Source organism: Pseudomonas sp. LBUM1666 (genome assembly GCF_059695775.1).
The window spans coordinates 2,712,824-2,729,513 of record NZ_CP166789.1; the positions used below are offsets into that span (position 1 = coordinate 2,712,824).

The window sequence follows — 16,690 nt, forward strand, 5'->3', positions numbered from 1 at the left end:
GGGATTGCATTACAAGTTTTAACTGACGATCACTTATTCCTCTGCGTCGAGTCACAACCATGACAAACACTCGCAGCGACTGGGAACAACGCTTCCAGTCCTTAACACTCGAAGGCCGTGCATTCATCGACGGCCAATACTGCCCGGCACTCAGCGGCGACACCTTTGAATGCATGAGCCCGGTCGACGGCCGCTTCCTGGCCAACGTCGCGAGCACCGACGAAGCCGACGCAAACGCGGCAGTCGCCGTCGCGCGCCGCACCTTCGAGTCCGGCATCTGGGCGCGATTGGCACCCGCAGAACGCAAGCGCATCCTGATCCGCTTCGCCGACCTGATCCTGGCCAACCAGGAAGAACTCGCCCTGCTCGAAACCCTCGACATGGGCAAGCCGATCAACGACTCGATGAACATCGACATTCCAGCGACCGCCAACGCGATCCGCTGGAGCGCCGAAGCCATCGACAAGATCTACGACGAAGTCGCCGCCACGCCGCACGACCAACTCGGCCTCATCACCCGCGAACCTGCCGGTGTGGTCGCCGCCATCGTGCCGTGGAACTTCCCGCTGATCATGGCCAGCTGGAAGTTCGCCCCAGCCCTCGCGGCCGGCAACTCGTTCATCCTCAAGCCTTCGGAAAAGTCACCACTGACCGCCATCCGCATCGCGCAACTGGCTCTGGATGCCGGCATCCCGAAAGGCGTGTTCAACGTCCTGCCGGGCTACGGTCACACCGTCGGCAAGGCGCTGGCGTTGCACATGGACGTCGACGTGCTGGCCTTCACCGGCTCGACCGCGATTGCCAAGCAACTGCTGATCTATTCCGGGCAAAGCAACATGAAACGCGTCTGGCTCGAAGCAGGGGGGAAGAGCCCGAACGTGGTGTTCGCCGACGCGCCGGATCTGCGCGCGGCAGCACAAGCGGCGGCCGGTGCGATTGCCTTCAACCAGGGCGAAGTCTGCACCGCTGGTTCGCGCTTGCTGGTGGAGCGTTCGATCCGCGAGCAGTTCATTCCGCTGCTGGTGGAAGCGCTGCAAGCCTGGAAGCCGGGTCACGCCCTCGATCCAGAAACCACCGTCGGCGCGGTCGTCGATCAGCGTCAACTGGACAACGTGTTGCGCTACATCCAGATCGGCAAAGACCAGGGCGCACAACTGATCGCCGGCGGCAGCCGCACCCTCGAAGCCACCGGCGGCCTGTACGTGGAACCGGCGATTTTCGACGGCGTGACCAACGCCATGACCATCGCCCGGGAAGAAATCTTCGGCCCGGTGCTGTCGCTGATTACCTTCGACACCGAAGAAGAAGCGCTGGTCATCGCCAACGACAGCATCTTCGGCCTGGCCGCAGGCGTGTGGACCAGCAACCTGAGCAAGGCCCACACCTTCGCGCGCGGCTTGCGCGCCGGCAGCGTCTGGGTCAACCAGTACGACGGCGGCGACATGACCGCGCCGTTCGGCGGGTACAAGCAGTCGGGTAACGGTCGGGACAAATCGCTGCATGCGTTCGACAAATACACCGAACTCAAAGCGACCTGGATCAAGCTCTAACACCTCTACAACGGCGGCCGCCGGCACATGCCAGCGGCCATCGGAGAAACTTATGAAACAAGCACATGTAAACAGCTACTACGCCGCCACCCGCAACTTCACCGGCGACTTCCCGGTGCTCGAACAAGCGGTGGACTGCGACGTCTGCGTGATCGGCGCCGGCTACACCGGTTTGTCCTCGGCCCTGTTCCTCGCCGAAGCGGGCTACAGCGTGACCGTGCTCGAAGCCGCCAAAGTCGGTTTCGGCGCCAGCGGTCGCAACGGCGGCCAACTGGTCAACTCCTACAGCCGCGACGTCGACGTCATCGAAGAACGCTACGGCGACAAAACCGCCGAAGTCCTCGGCAGCATGATTTTCGAAGGCGCCGACATCATCCGTCAGCGCATACAACACTACGACATCCAGTGCGACTACCGTCCGGGCGGCATCTTCGCCGCACTGAACAAGAAGCAGCTCAAAGGCCTGGCCGAGCAGAAAAGCAGCTGGGAACGCTACGGCAATAAAAACCTGAAAATGCTCGACGCGGCGGACATCAAGCGCGAAGTGGGTTGCGACAACTACGTCGGCGGCCTGCTCGACATGCAGGGCGGCCACATCCACCCGCTGAACCTGGCCCTCGGCGAAGCCTCGGCCATCATCGGCCTGGGCGGCAAAATCTACGAACAATCGGCCGCAGTGGAAATCACCTACGGCGAACCGATCACCGTGCGCACCGCCAAAGGCGTGGTCCGCGCCAAGTACCTGCTGATCGCCGGCAACGCCTATTTGCCGCAAGACCTCGACAACCGCGTCACGCGCAAAAGCATGCCGTGCGGTTCGCAAATCGTCGTCACCGAGCCGTTGTCCGAAAAGGTTGCGCGCAGCCTGATCAAAAACAACTACTGCGTCGAAGACTGCAACTACCTGCTCGACTACTACCGTCTCACCGCCGACAACCGCTTGCTGTACGGCGGCGGCGTGGTCTATGGCGCCCGTGAACCGGACGACATCGAACAACTGATCAAGCCGAAAATCCTCAAGACTTTCCCGCAACTGAAAGACGTGAAAATCGACTACCGCTGGACCGGCAACTTCCTGCTGACCATGTCACGCATGCCGCAATTCGGCCGCATCGAAAAAAACGCCTACTACATGCAAGGCTACAGCGGCCACGGCGTCACCTGCTCGCACCTGGCCGGCAAACTGATCTCGGAAATGATCCGCGGCGACGCCGAACGCTTCGATGCGTTCGCCTCGCTCCCGCACATGCCCATGATCGGCGGCCGCACCTTCCAGGCCCCACTCACCGCCATGGGCGCCGCGTACTACGCACTGCGTGACCGATTCGGCATCTAACCCCAACTCAATCCCTGTGGGAGCGAGCTTGCTCGCGATGAGGCCATATCAGTCGCTATCAATGTCGCCTGATACACCGCCATCGCGAGCAAGCTCACTCCCACAGAGATCCATGGCATACACAAAATTTGTATACGACCAGGACCAAACTGTGGGAGCGAGCCTGCTCGCGATGAGGCCCTATCAGTCACTATCAATCCCAACTGACCCACAGCAATCGCAACTGCATTTCTCAAGGCCAACCCCCTGACTTCAGGACAAAACAACCTTTTTACCCACCCATTCATCGAACCTGCTGAGCAACACCACCAAACGTGATTTAATACCCGCCTTTCAAATTTCCGGGACAGGGAAGCGGTGTTTTTCGCGGCCAAAAGTCGCCCGCCATCCACCCCCATAACCCTTAAGTATTCTTCGCATAAGGCTGTCATGGACACGGGCTCACGACTCAAACTAGTACGCGAAAGCTACAAACTCTCCCAGCGCGAGCTGGCCCGGCGTAGCGGCGTCACCAATGCCACCATCTCCCTGATCGAACAAAATCGCGTCAGTCCCTCCGTCAGCTCCCTCAAAAAACTGCTCGAAGGCATCCCCATGTCGTTGGCAGACTTCTTCACCTTCGACCAACCACCCCGCGAACATCAATACGTGTTCCGCGCCAATGAACAGCCGGATCTCGGGCGTCATGGCTTGCGGTTGCTGCTGATTGGCGCTTCGGTGCCTAGCCGGCAGATGCGGCTTTTGCGCGAGCAGTACGCGCCTGGGGCGAGTTCGGGGGAAGAGCCGATTGTTCACTCGGAAGGGGAGGAGTGTGGGTTGGTTACGCGGGGGACGGTTGAGTTGACGGTTGATGGGCAGATTAGTGTGTTGAATGCTGGGGATGGGTATTACTTTCCGACGACGTTGCCGCATCGGTTTCGGAATATTGGGGCGGATGAGGCGGAGATTATTAGTGCGAATACCCCAGCTAACTTCTAGTTAACTGTTTCAGTGTTTCCCTGCATTGGATGCAGGGCTCTGGAGGTTTTGAACGTTGTAGTCATGACGGATTATGTGTTTATGGATATTCGAACAATTGGCTATTACCTCTGGGCATGGATCATGGTCTTCGCCTGTGCAGGTTTTTACTCCGTGATACTTATGTTGGGGTTGATTCAGGTAATAACCCTGGAAGACACGCACTTCTATGCTATAGGGCTTGCAATTTATGTGGTTCTTTGCTTTCTCGGCTTGCGCTACTACGTTCCGAGGTTGCGGAAAATGGAACTCGATGAGACGTTGAATGGCAGGTACACCAGTGTGCGAGCTTCCAGGATAGCAATCTTCATCGGCGCTTCAATTGGGACCATAATTTTTATCCCTCAGATAGATAAGATTAAGTTTTTGAGTGATTTGCCCCATTGGGGTGCTATTGGAGTTGTGTTTTTTACTTTTGCATGTGCCGTGTTTGTTTTTTCTCACTATGTCTGGAAGCCGGGTCGCAGGCGCTAATTAACATCCATGATGTGCACAAGCCGCATCAAAAAAAAGCGAAAAAGGTGACAGATTTATTTAGATATATAGATCTGGCACCTTTTTATTACCTTTTTACTAAGGCCTCGGCGTGAGGATCCTGAGCCACCTGGAATGCTTGGCGCGGGGGCTGGGGCTGAAAGAAGTCAAACTGGACGCTACGGTGAACGCGGCTGACTTTTACCGGCGATACGGTTTTGTGGGTGACGAACCTGCTATTTACTATTCGCCTTCCGGGCTTCAGTTGGCTTGTGTTCCGATGGTGAAGGGGCTTTAAGCCACGGCTTTCTTTTCAGCATCGGCGAGTTCAACGAAAAATTGTCCTACAGTCACCAGTAGTCCGTTGTGGTGGCGATGATCGTCGTTCATGATCCAAGCGTCTGCCGTTAACCCACGGTAGTCTGTTTCCCATCGTTTCCAGCCTCGACCACGTTTCAAGAGAGTCCTCATGAGTTCAGGGATTAGTCAAAAGCTGCAGGGTAGCCGCAAGGAACTGCTCGATATCGGCCTTCGCAACACAATGCTGAACTTCCGCGCGTCAGCCAAGACGTTGGCTGTGGTGGATGAGCTTTCAGAGTCAGTGTTCCACCTGCTTTATCGGCAGGAGAAGGCCATGAGCTTTTCGCCAATGGCACGCCAGAAGTTGGCGGCGTTGGCGAAAACCACTCAGATCGAGGGGGAAGACGCTCAGGACGCTGCGACTGATGAGTTGCTGTTGCATGAACTCGACGGTTTGGGCGAGTCGGGCTTTGTCGACGATGAGCTGGACGAGTCTGGTCGAGCGCGTCGACATACGGATACGCGCCTGCAGACAGCACTTGATGAGGAACGCCTTTTCCTGCAGCTGTTGAGGATTCACAGTGAGGCACGAGCCTTTATCGAGGAGCAAGGCGTTAACACCCTGTTTCTGGCACTGGGCTTCCTTCATTGGTACGAAGCGGACAGCTCAGAGAACCTTCGCAAGGCTCCCTTGATGTTATTGCCGGTGACGCTTGAACGCAGCGGCGCAAAGGATGCCTTCAAGCTGAAGTATTCCGGTGATGAGTTAATGCCTAACTTGTCTTTGATCGCCAAGCTCAAGACCGATTTTGGTCTCGACCTTGCGGCCTGTGAGTTCAGTGAGGACCGCTTCGATGCTACGGAGGGTAGTCTTGACAGCTTTTATGCCGAAGTCACGGACCTGATAAGCAAGCAACCCCGCTGGAAGGTTTCAACCAACGAGGCTGCCCTCGGGTTCTTTTCCTTCGGCAAGTTCCTGATGTTCAAGGATCTGGACCCGAAGAGTTGGCCGCAAGACCAGCAGCCTGACGCCCACCCAGTCATCAACCGGCTCCTGGGTCCGGGTTTCGGTGACCAGCATCCCGCCTATGCCGAGGATGTGAACATCGACTCGGTGCTCCAACCTGGGGAAGTGCGATTCGTCAAAGATGCAGACAGTAGCCAGACTGAAGCGATTCTCGAAGTGCGAGAGGGCGCCAATCTGGTTATCCAGGGACCACCGGGTACCGGTAAGTCGCAGACCATCACGAACATCATCGCGGAACTGATTGCCCAGAAAAAAACTGTGTTGTTTGTGGCCGAAAAAATGGCCGCCCTTGAAGTGGTTAAACGTCGACTCGATGAATGTCACTTGGGCGATGCAGTGCTTGAGTTGCACAGCCATAAGTCGACTAAAACGTCGGTACTCAAAGAACTCGGACGTACGCTTGAACAAGGCCGGCCATTGACCAAAGTGGGCGAGGATGATCTGGCCAACCTGGCGGAACTGCAAGGCAACTTGAACCGTTATTGCTCCGCAGTGAGTGCGGCTGTGGGTGCCAGCGGCATGGACTTTGTCGAGGTGCTGGGGCGATACCTCAAACTCAAGCGCAGCTACGGTGTGTTGCCTACGATTGCTTTTGCGCCAATGGCGTCATGGACTCAGGCTGATCAGCTGAAACGCCGCGAACTGGTCGAAGAATTGACACTTCATCTCAAGGAAATGGGCCGTCCGGACCAAAATCCGTTCTGGGGAAGCAAACGAACTTTTTTCTCTCCCATTGAACAGAACAATGCGAACGATGCGTTACAACAAGCAAGTGCGCACTTAGCCGCTTTGGACGCTGCCGCCAAGGCGCTGTCGATTCGACTGATGCTGACTCAGCCCGCCACTCTCGCGGACGTTGCTGTCATCTGCCGCGCCGCAAGGCGGGCGGCCGAAGCGCCTCGTTTGCAAGGTGTGGAGCTGAGTACGGGAGACTGGCAGTTGCGCCGCGATGCCATTCGTGAATTGCTTGATGCTGGCCAGCGCATGAGCATGTGCAAAGCTAACCATGGCGCTCAGTTGATCGAGGCCGCGTGGGAACAGGATCTGTTGGAAGTTCGGCAGAACCTGCTGGCCTACGGTGACAAATGGTGGAAGGTATTTTCGGGGCGCTATCGTGCGGCCAAAACTCGTTTGCAAGGGCTTGCACAGGGTGCGCTGCCTGGCAGCAATGCCGAACAACTTAGTTTGGTCGATTCGGTTTTGACCTATCAACAAAGCCAGAAGGTTTATAACCAGCACGAGGGGCTGGGCAGTGCCCTATTCGGTGCTCAATGGCAGCGTCAGCAGTCCGACTGGGCGGTACTCGAGCGCGTTAGTGCCTGGGTTGTACAGCTCTACGAAGACCTCGGTAATGGCCATGTACCACAAGGAATCATTGCGTTTCTCGCCGGGCACACGGACGCTAGTGGGCTTGGGGAAACGGTCAGTGACATCGAGGAACATCTCGCTGGCCTTGATCAGGCATTGCTAGCTGGGCTGGAAGTCATCGGCATGCACGATGACAACGCCCAAACGCTGCGCAACTTGGATCTGTCTGCCTTGGGCACACGCTTGCAGCTGTGGCAGGCCAGCCTGAGCGCGCTTTACCAAATGGCTCGGCTCAACGTGCTGTCGGGCGAAATGCATCAGGCCCAACTGGACGAGTTGTTGAACATCGCCCTGCGCAGTGACACGCCCGATCAGATACCCGCCATCCTCGACTTTTCCTGGTATTCGGGGCTTGTGCAAAAGGCCTACGCCGAAAAACCAGCACTACAGCAATTTGACCGCATCAAGCACGAACATCAGATCGCCAGGTTCAAAGCACTTGATGCAGCTTCGTTGAACCATGCTCAAACATATTTGGCGCGCCAAGTATGGGAGCATATGCCCAATGTGAACCAACCGGGTGAAATGGCAACGCTGCGTGCAGAACTGAATAAAAAGCGCCGGCACATTCCGATACGCCAGCTGATCGATAAGGCTGGTCGCGCGATTCAGCAAATCAAGCCGGTATTCATGATGAGCCCTATGTCGATCGCCAACTTTTTGCCTCCAGGCAAGCTGGCATTTGACGTGGTGGTGTTCGACGAAGCTTCTCAAGTCAAGGCTGTCGATGCGTTTGGCGCGATATTGCGCGGCAAGCAAGTCGTGGTAGTGGGCGACACTCGGCAGATGCCACCTAGCGATTTGTTCAGCCGCGACATCGCGCCTGATGACGAGAACGACGCCACCGCAGATATCGAAAGCATCCTCAGTCTGTTCAAGGCGGCGGGTAGCCAGGAACGCTACCTGCGCTGGCACTACCGCAGCCGGCACGAATCACTTATCGCTGTCTCCAACGTCGAGTTCTACGACAGCAAGCTGGTGGTATTTCCCTCGGCTGGCCAGCATCTCCACGCCAAGGGTGTGAGCTTCGATTATCTGCCCCACGCACTGTATGACCGTGGTCGCACTCGAACCAACAAGGATGAAGCCAAAGCAGTCGCCCATGCGGTGATGAAACATGCGTTGGAGACGCCGGAACTTTCCTTGGGAGTAGCCGCCTTTAGTGTCCCTCAGCGGGATTTAATCAACGTTGAGGTCGAGTTATTGCGGCGTAAGACACCTCAGGCCGAAGTGTTTTTCACCGCACAGGGCAGCGAGCCGTTCTTCGTAAAAAACCTTGAAAACATTCAAGGAGATGAGCGCGACGTGATCTTCATCAGTATTGGTTATGGCCGAAATGAATCCGGCCGTATCGCCCGTGAATTTGGTCCGCTCAATAAAGATGGCGGGCATCGTCGGCTTAACGTTTTGATCACGCGGGCCAAATTGGCGATGCGCGTGTTTTGTAATTTTCGTGGTGATGAGCTGGACATTGATGCCACAGCCAAGCACGGCGTACGCGCCTTGAAAAACTTCCTCAAGTATGCGGAAACGGGCGAATTGGAAGTCGCCAAAGAAACCGGCAAGGCTACAGACTCGCCCTTTGAGGACGAGGTTATCCGAGCCTTGCGCGATCTTGACTACCAAGTAGAGCCGCAAGTCGGCACTGCCGGTTACTTCATTGATCTCGCTGTGAAAGACCCTGAGTTCCCAGGCCGCTACGTACTGGCTGTTGAATGTGATGGTGCGGCCTACCACAGTTCACGCTCTGCGCGTGATCGCGATCGGTTGCGCCAAGGCGTGCTTGAGGGCCTAGGCTGGAACTTCCATCGTATCTGGAGTACCGATTGGTTCCGTAATCCCAAGCAAGAAATTAGCCGCACAGTGGCAGCGATCGAGGCGGCGCGCGAACGCATAGCCAACCGTCGTAACGTCCCGGTTGCAGAGAGTTTGATCGAGCCCCTGCATGAAATTCTCCGTGATGAAACTGTTGACGAAGTCGAGCCGGCCGCCAGTCCGCCTTATGAAAAAGCGCGGCTCGCTGCAGTAACCAACCAAGTGGAACTGCATCAACATCAACCTGAACAACTGCTACAGCTGATCCGAACAGTCGTTGATATTGAATCTCCGGTGCATTCAGTCGAGGTTACCCGACGGCTCATGGATGCTTTCGGTGTGACACGGCAAGGGTCAAGAATCACTGCGGCTGTTGAGCATGCGATTGGTATGGGTGTTAAACAGAGGCACTTCTTGCGTCGTGGCGAGTTTCTTCACCTGACCGAGAGTCGACTCGTTGTCATCCGCAGCCGAGCGCATTGGGAGTCCGCCGAGCGCAAGTTGGAGTGGGTCGCGCCTGAAGAGCTAGACCAAGCCCTGATAGAAATCATCGTCTCTGGATTTTCTATGAGTCATGACGATGCGATCTCTGGAGCATTGAGGTTGCTGGGCTTTGGTCGTGCCACTGCCAAGGTGACAGCGCTATTGGAAGAAAGAATCGAGCAATTGATCAGTGATAGGCGTTTGGAGTTGAGAGAGGGTCGATTGGCGGTGTGTGCCTGATAAAGTATGCCGTTGTGCAAATAATAGAAAACCCGCAGTGATGCGGGTTTTTTTCGACTCGAATTTGGTCACTGACCCTTTGGCGAATCAAACCCACGCTGCTCAATCACCCGAAACACATCGCTCACGTCCTGGACCATGATCCGGGCGATGTTGGTGACGGTGTTGATGTCGTTTCCTGCGTAGTCGGGGAGGCTGGTGCAGGCCATGAGGTTGAGGTACTTGAGGACGGCGCTGAGGCGTTCGCTGACGCAGTTGTGGAGTTCGCGGAGTGGGGCGTCGCTGTCGATGAGGAGGACGGGGTATTCGGTGGCGAATTGGGACATGGGGGTGAAGCGGCGAGGCGGGTTTTGGGTTGTCATGGTTTTAGTCCTAGAAAGATGAATCACATCCGTCATAACCAATTCACAGTCGGAAATCGGCTGTGTTGTGGCTGACGGTACTTGGTGTCTTCTTTTTAGGGCTGCGAATCCCTGCCGCTAACTGCAGCCAGCGACGGGGCGAACTATAAGCGGCGGTTTTGGTGTCTGCAAATGGGGGTGTAGGACGACAGATCGGGTTTTGCCGTTGATCGTGGAGGCTGCAATTGGCTGTTTGGCATTTGTGGATTCAGAAGTTGTTTGGTGTCAGATCAATCTTATTCGCTGGATTTACGACTGCTGCGCAGCCGAACGCAGGCTTCGCCAGCTGCTACAGGGGTTGGGTGATGTTTAAAAGTTCGGCAGGGTTTGGGGCGGCTTCGCCGCCCAGCGGGAGCAAGCTCCCTCGCCACAATGGGTGGTTTCCTACAAGATTTTCGGAGCTGGAAATTAATAGATCACAGCCTGTGGCCGCTCCGCCGATCACGTAATGGGGGCTCAGAAACAACAAAGCCCCGAATTATCGGGGCTTTGTTCTTTGCGGTTGCGCAGTTTAAAAACCCTTACGGCACACCCTCCGACGTCATTGTCTGGCCTGCGGTGAATGCGGGTTGGGATTGGTGTTTTTCGGTCCCGCCAGTGCCCATGCTATCAGCCCGAATAGTGGTACAAACACGATCACCACCATCCATACGAGTTTGTTGCTGGATTTGCCTTCGGCTTTTCGCACTTTGTTGATTGCCCATAACTCGATCAGCAAAAGAACAGCCGTGAGTACGATCCAGATGGTTTCGGTTTGCATGAGTCACCTCCTGATAGTCATTCAGTTAGGTGAGCGGGTGTGGGCGGGGTTCATTAAATTTCGGAGTTTTGTGGGGATGACGGGCAAAGCGAAAACGGGCTTGCTCGCGAAAGGTGTGACATTCGACTTGGATGTTGAATGTCATGGCCTCATCGCGAGCAGGCTCGCTCCCACAGGGGGATGGGGTTACCAGTTATAAGCTGTTGGCGAGTTTGCCGGTTGAGAGGCGGCGTTTGTAGGCGGTGTCGCGGTTGGCTAGCCAGTAGTAGAGCGGGGAGGTGATCAGCAGGCCGACCAGCCAGGACAAGTCCGCCCCATTGATGTGCTCCGAAATCGGCCCGACATACAGCGGCGTGTTCATAAACGGAATCTGCACCACGATCCCGATCGCATACGCCAACAACGCCTGCGGGTTGTACCGTCCGTAAATCCCGCCATCTACTTTGAAGATCGAGCCGATGTCGTACTGACCTTTGTGAATGGCATAGAAGTCGATCAGGTTGATCGCGGTCCATGGCACCAGCACCACGAGCAGCACCAGCACCATGTCGACGAAGTGGCCGATGAAGTTGGCGGAGGCGCCGACGGCGGCGAAGCAGCAGGCGGCGAGGACGATGATGGAGAGGACGGCGCGGCTTTTGGCGGTCGGGATCCAGCGGTAGGCGAAGGTTTGGATCAGGGTGATCAGCGAGAGCGCGGCGCCGTAGAGGTTGAGGGCGTTGTGGCTGATGACGCTGAGCAGGAACAGCACGAGCATCAGTGGGCCGATGGAGCCGGTGGCGAGTTTGACGGCGTCCATGGTGTCCATGCCGACGGGCGTGGCGAGGACGGCGACGGCGCCGAAGATGAACGAGAGGCTGGAGCCGAGCACGGTGCCCAGGTAAGTGGTCCAGAACGTTGCGGCCACGGGCACGTTGGCTGGCAGGTAGCGCGAGTAGTCGGAGACGTAGGGCGCGAAGGCGATTTGCCAGAGAGCGGCGAGGGAGACGGTGGCGAGCCAGCCGGAGATGTTGAAGCTGCCGCGGGTGAGGAAGTCGGCGGTCTGCACGTGGGTGAAGATGTAGCCGAAGCCCAGCACGATGCCGGCGCCGAGCACCCAGGTGCCGATGCGGTTGAGCACGTGGATGAAGCGGTAGCCGATGATGCCGATGATGCCCGAGCCGAGGGCGCCGATGACGATGCCCACGGGCACCGGCACGCTGTCGACCACGCCGTGCAGGGATTTGCCGGCGAGGACGATGTTGGAGGCGAAGAAGCCGATGTACATGATGCCGGCGATCAGCACCACCAGCAGTGCACCGAGCGAGCCGAACTGGGCGCGGCTCTGGATCATCTGCGGAATGCCCATTTGTGGGCCTTGCGCGGAGTGCAGCGCCATCAGCACGCCGCCGACGAGGTGACCGACGAGGATGGCGACGATGCCCCACACCAGGTTCAGGTGGAACATTTGCACGCCCAGGGCGCCGGTGACGATGGGCAACGGGGCGATGTTGCCACCGAACCAGAGGGTGAACAGGTCTCTGGTTTTTCCGTGACGATCTTCGGGCGGCACGTAGCCGATGGTGTGTTTTTCGATGAGCGGGGCGGAGGTTGTTGCTGCGGTAACCATGACGGACTCCAAGGCAATTTGAGTACGTGGACGTACTTCGGTGAGCGCTGCACGGGGGCGACGCTTTTCTTGTTGGAGTTGATGATGTGCGGTGGGGAGTGAGAGATAAATTAGTAAGTTTGTGGGTATAGACGCTAAAAAATGTATGTCGGTGGCGTTTGGGAATTCCCCAGCCGGGCGCTGTTTTGTGGCGAGCGAGCTTGCTCGCGCTGGGCTGCGTAGCGGCCCTGAAATTCTGCGGGTTGACTGGCCATTTTTGTGAGTGCTACGCACTCAAGCGGGAGCAAGCTCCCTCGCCACAGAGTTATCTGCGAATGCTGCATTGTGGGAGCGAGCTTGCTCGCGATAGCGGTCTGTCAGCCAAATCAATTTTGACTGTCAGGTCCTCATCGTCGGATCGCCGCCCGGAGCAAGCTCGCTCCCACAGGGGATTTTGGGGTGTTCAAAATCTTTGTTATTCGCTGATTGATTGCAGCATCCGATGGAGCATAGCGTCGCAACCGTTCAATTGCGCCAAGCTGACGAACTCGTCGGGTTTGTGGCCTTGATCCATGCTGCCGGGGCCGCAGACGACGGTGGGAATGCCTGCTGCGTCGAACAGACCACCTTCGGTTCCGAAGGCTACGGTGCCAAATTCTCGGGAGCCGCAGAAAGCAGCAATCAACTCAGCCGCTTCGCTCTGCGCATCAGTCGCCAAACCGGGATACGCCGACAACTCGCTAAATCGAATTTCACTCTGCTCACTCACCGCACGCATGCGCGGCAAAACCTTCTGCTCGGCATAGGCCTTCAGCTCCTGCGCAACGTCACTTGGATCATGCGAGGGCAGGGCGCGGATTTCGAAGTCGAAACGGCAATCGGCGGGAACGATGTTCAAGGCCTTGCCGCCGGAAATCACACCGGTTTGCACGGTGCTGAACGGCGGATCGAACCGCGCGTCGTGATGCTCCGGCGCTTTGAGCCGGTTGCCAATCCGCCCCAGTTCACCGATCAGTTCAGCGGCGTATTCAATCGCATTGACCCCGAGCGGCGCGTAGGCCGAATGGCACGCTTCACCGTGAATATCGCAACGCATCGCCAGTTTGCCTTTATGGCCCAGCACCGGTTTGAGCTCGGTCGGTTCACCAATGATGCAGAGCATCGGTTTGACCGGGCGCTGTTCCAATTCCGACAGCAACGAACGCACACCAAGGCAACCGACTTCCTCATCGTACGAAAGCGCGATGTGCACCGGCAGCCGCAGCGTGGCTTTCACCAGCGACGGGACCAGCGCGAGTACGCAGGCGATGTAGCCTTTCATGTCCGCGGTGCCACGACCGTACAACATGCCTTCGCGCTCGGTGAGTTCGAACGGCGCAACGGTCCACGGCTGGCCGTCGACGGGCACCACATCGGTGTGCCCCGACAGCACGATGCCCGGCCGGTCCGCCGGGCCAATGGTGGCGAACAGATTGGCCTTGCTGCGCTGCTCGTTGTAGACCAGCTCGCAAGGCACGTCGAAGCGCTCAAGGTAGTCGCGGACGAACTCGATGAGGTGCAGGTTTGATTCGCGGCTCGTGGTGTCGAACGCCACCAACGTTTTCAGCAAATCGAGGCTGTTGCTCATCGGTCGTCTCCGGCGACACCGTAGCCAGGGGATTTGTCGGGGGCGAGGGCGCGGTCGATGTAGTCCTGAACCTGTGGGCGATAGGCGTCCCAGAGTTTCTCAAGCTGGCCGATCGGGTCGTGATCCGCCCAATCCACCCGCAGGTTGATGATCGGCCAGGTCAGCTCGCCGACCACCACCACCGCCGCCGAATGCACTGGCCCGGCTTCGCCGCCCGCCGCGATGGCCGCTTTCATTGCCGCGAGCAAGCGGTCGGTCAGTTGGCCTTCGCCATGCTCGAACGCCTCGACCATGGCTTCGATCACTGATCGGTCCGCCAGCATGTTGCCGGCAGCCACGCATTGATCGCCGGACACGGCGTTGTGGTTGCCCAGGGTTTGCGAACCGCTGAAGTGCGCGGTGCGGCCGAGATGGTCAATCGCCGTGATCTGCCGATATTGGCTGTAGCCATTGCGGGTCAGGACCTTGTCCAGCGCCTCGGCCGGCGTAAGGCCTTGTTCCATGAGTGCGAGGGCTTCCGGGCCGAGCGATGGCAGGGTGATGTTTTGTGTGGAGACGGCGCCGACACCCGGCAGCAGCCAGGGGCAGCGGGCGCCGACGGCGATGCTGGAGGAACTGATCGCAATGCCGAACTGACCGGTTTCGGGGCAACGTGCTGCGATGGAAAAGGTCATGGTTTTGCTCCTTGGTTTGCCTTGGCGAAATGGGTGTCTGGGCGGACGCTATCGCGAGCAAGCTCGCTCCCACAGGGGATCTTCAGGGGCCACAGATTTGTGTACGACGCTGATCAAATGTGGGAGCGAGCTTGCTCCGGGCGGCGTTCCGACGATGGCCGCGACTCGGTAAACCTGCTTACTCAGGAATCACCGCAATCACATCAATCTCCATCAACCACTGCGGCTGCCCCAACGCTGAAACCACCAACCCGGTCGAGATCGGAAACACGCCTTTAAGCCACTTGCCGACTTCCTGATACACCGGCTCGCGGTAACGCGGATCGATCAGGTAGGTGGTGGTTTTCACGATGTGGCTGAGGTCGCTACCAGCCTCTTCCAGCAACTGTTTGACGTTGCGCATGGCTTGCTCGGTTTGCGCGCGGGGGTCGCCGAGGCCTACCAGGTTACCTTCGAAATCGGTGCCGACCTGGCCGCGAACATAAACGGTGTTGCCGGCCCGGACCGCTTGGCACAGGTCGTTGTCCAGGCTCTGGTTCGGGTAGGTTTCTTTGGTGTTGAACATGCGAATACGGGTATGGGTTGGCGTGGACATCTGAAGCTCCTAAAAAGAAAAATGGCTCAAGCGCTGACAGTGGCTTTATGGGCGGCCGGGACGGTTTCAGCCTCGCGTTGCGCGGCATCGTGATAGTCGAGGTATGAACGCTGGATGGCGATGTGGTCAGCCACGTACTTGGCGTCATGCCAAACGCCCCAGATGAACGAAGACCCGCGACGCGACTGCCACGGCAGGCCGAGGAAATACACGCCAGCTTCGCTCGACACGCCTCGCTGATGCTGCGGCTTGCCGTTGTCGTCGAAGGCATCAACCTTGAGCCAGCTATAATCCGTGGCAAAACCGGTGGCCCAGATGATCGAGGTCACGCCGGCCTTGGCCAGGTCGAGCTCAAGAATCGGATTAGTCACGCAGTCCGGATCGGAAAAGGTAATGCGCGCTTCAGGTTCTTCCGGCAGGTCCAGACCATTGCGCTCGATGTAGGCATCGGCGGCATTCAGCAGTGTCAGATAGTTCTCATCGCCGCGTGCCAGGTTGTCAGCAAGGTTCGGCTGGAAAGTCGCTACGCCGCCGTTGAACGATTGGGTCAAACCCACCAGTGTCATGCCGCGATGGGCCAGCCCACGGAAGTCCACCGTACGGCCGCCATGCGCGCCGCTCACGGCGATGGTGACGTGTTCCCGGCCGGGTTTCATGGCCGCCTGATCCCATTCGCCGAGCACACCCAGCCACCAGCAGAAATCACGGTTGCGATAGGCGCGAGGAGGGCGGTCGTGTGCGCCGACCGAGAGGTAAACCTTCTTGCCGGCACGCTGCAGCTCATCGGCGATTTGCACGCCCGACGAACCGGCGCCGACGACCAGCACTGCACCCTCGGGCAGTTGCGCCGGGTTGCGGTATTCGGCCGAGTGGATTTGGGTGAATGGCTGATCTTTCGGCGCGATTGGCGGGATAACAGGGCGCTGGAAAGGCCCGGTGGCAGCCACCACGCGGTTGGCCTCGATCACGCCTTCGGAGGTTTCAATGGTGAAGCCCGGGCGACCGACATTGCGCTCAACCTTCAGCACGTCCACGCCGGTGCGGATCGGGGCATTGAATTTCTTGGCGTAGGCTTCGAAGTAGTCGGCAACCCGCTCTTTCGGGGCAAAGGCGTCGGGGCTGAGGTCGTCGAAATCAAGACCGGGAAAACGGTCGTGCCAGGCCGGACCGTTGGCCACCAGCGAATCCCAGCGCCCGGTGCGCCAGCGCTCAGCGATACGGTTGCGCTCCAGCACCAGGTGCGGCACCCCGAGTTTGCTCAAGTGTTCACTCATGGCCACGCCAGCCTGACCGGCGCCAACAATCAGCGTATCTGTTTTTATTTTTTCAGTGGTCATCTCTATACCCTTCGAAGTTGGATTTAGGTCGGTAACGGCCTGCCATTTCTTGGGGTCAAGACTAGGGATCACCCTGGTATCGGTAAAATATTATTAAG

The 16,690-nt window shown here is 57.8% G+C and carries 12 protein-coding genes and 1 pseudogene; 6 read left to right on the forward strand and 7 right to left on the reverse strand.

Features of this window, described 5'->3' with window-relative positions; genetic code table 11:
* Positions 1-59: 59 nt before the first annotated feature.
* From ACA056_RS12395 to ACA056_RS12420, 6 genes and pseudogenes are all read left to right on the forward strand, one after another.
* A complete protein-coding gene (locus ACA056_RS12395) occupies positions 60-1,550 on the forward strand; it encodes an aldehyde dehydrogenase (RefSeq protein WP_497273081.1) in 1,491 nt (496 codons plus the stop codon).
* Between the two features lie 52 nt (positions 1,551-1,602).
* The gene (locus ACA056_RS12400; RefSeq protein ID WP_497273083.1) at positions 1,603-2,886 is read left to right on the forward strand and encodes an NAD(P)/FAD-dependent oxidoreductase; all 1,284 of its coding nucleotides are present in this window, start codon (positions 1,603-1,605) and stop codon (positions 2,884-2,886) included.
* 429 nt (positions 2,887-3,315) lie between these two features.
* A complete protein-coding gene (locus tag ACA056_RS12405) occupies positions 3,316-3,864 on the forward strand; it encodes a cupin domain-containing protein (RefSeq protein WP_007895886.1) in 549 nt (182 codons plus the stop codon).
* A gap of 81 nt (positions 3,865-3,945) precedes the next feature.
* Complete coding sequence (locus tag ACA056_RS12410) at positions 3,946-4,377, forward strand: hypothetical protein (RefSeq protein WP_497273086.1); 432 nt, start codon at positions 3,946-3,948, stop codon at positions 4,375-4,377.
* Positions 4,378-4,480: 103 nt separating this feature from the next.
* Positions 4,481-4,675 (forward strand): annotated as a pseudogene (locus ACA056_RS12415) (GNAT family N-acetyltransferase); the annotation flags it as partial.
* A gap of 171 nt (positions 4,676-4,846) precedes the next feature.
* Positions 4,847-9,610 carry a DUF3320 domain-containing protein gene (locus tag ACA056_RS12420; protein WP_497273088.1) on the forward strand — a complete coding sequence of 1,588 codons (4,764 nt, stop codon included), beginning with the start codon at positions 4,847-4,849 and terminating at the stop codon, positions 9,608-9,610.
* 68 nt (positions 9,611-9,678) lie between these two features.
* On the opposite strand, the gene ACA056_RS12425 is transcribed toward ACA056_RS12420, so the two are convergent.
* From ACA056_RS12425 to ACA056_RS12455, 7 genes are all read right to left on the reverse strand, one after another.
* Complete coding sequence (locus ACA056_RS12425; RefSeq protein ID WP_497273090.1) at positions 9,679-9,972, reverse strand: fructose-bisphosphate aldolase; 294 nt, start codon at positions 9,970-9,972, stop codon at positions 9,679-9,681.
* Between the two features lie 580 nt (positions 9,973-10,552).
* Entirely contained in the window at positions 10,553-10,771 is a 219-nt protein-coding gene (locus ACA056_RS12430) for a PLD nuclease N-terminal domain-containing protein (RefSeq protein ID WP_497273092.1), read from the reverse strand.
* Between the two features lie 193 nt (positions 10,772-10,964).
* Positions 10,965-12,380: a purine-cytosine permease family protein gene (locus ACA056_RS12435; protein WP_497273094.1), complete on the reverse strand. Its 1,416-nt coding sequence runs from the start codon at positions 12,378-12,380 to the stop codon at positions 10,965-10,967.
* 454 nt (positions 12,381-12,834) lie between these two features.
* Positions 12,835-13,986: an acetylornithine deacetylase gene (gene argE / locus ACA056_RS12440; protein WP_497273096.1), complete on the reverse strand. Its 1,152-nt coding sequence runs from the start codon at positions 13,984-13,986 to the stop codon at positions 12,835-12,837.
* Entirely contained in the window at positions 13,983-14,660 is a 678-nt protein-coding gene (locus tag ACA056_RS12445) for a DUF1028 domain-containing protein (RefSeq protein WP_348127650.1), read from the reverse strand. Before ACA056_RS12445 ends, argE begins: the two co-directional genes overlap by 4 nt.
* Before the next feature lie 178 nt (positions 14,661-14,838).
* Positions 14,839-15,255: a RidA family protein gene (locus tag ACA056_RS12450; protein ID WP_008027166.1), complete on the reverse strand. Its 417-nt coding sequence runs from the start codon at positions 15,253-15,255 to the stop codon at positions 14,839-14,841.
* 26 nt (positions 15,256-15,281) lie between these two features.
* Entirely contained in the window at positions 15,282-16,592 is a 1,311-nt protein-coding gene (locus ACA056_RS12455) for a flavin-containing monooxygenase (RefSeq protein ID WP_497273098.1), read from the reverse strand.
* Positions 16,593-16,690: the final 98 nt, after the last annotated feature.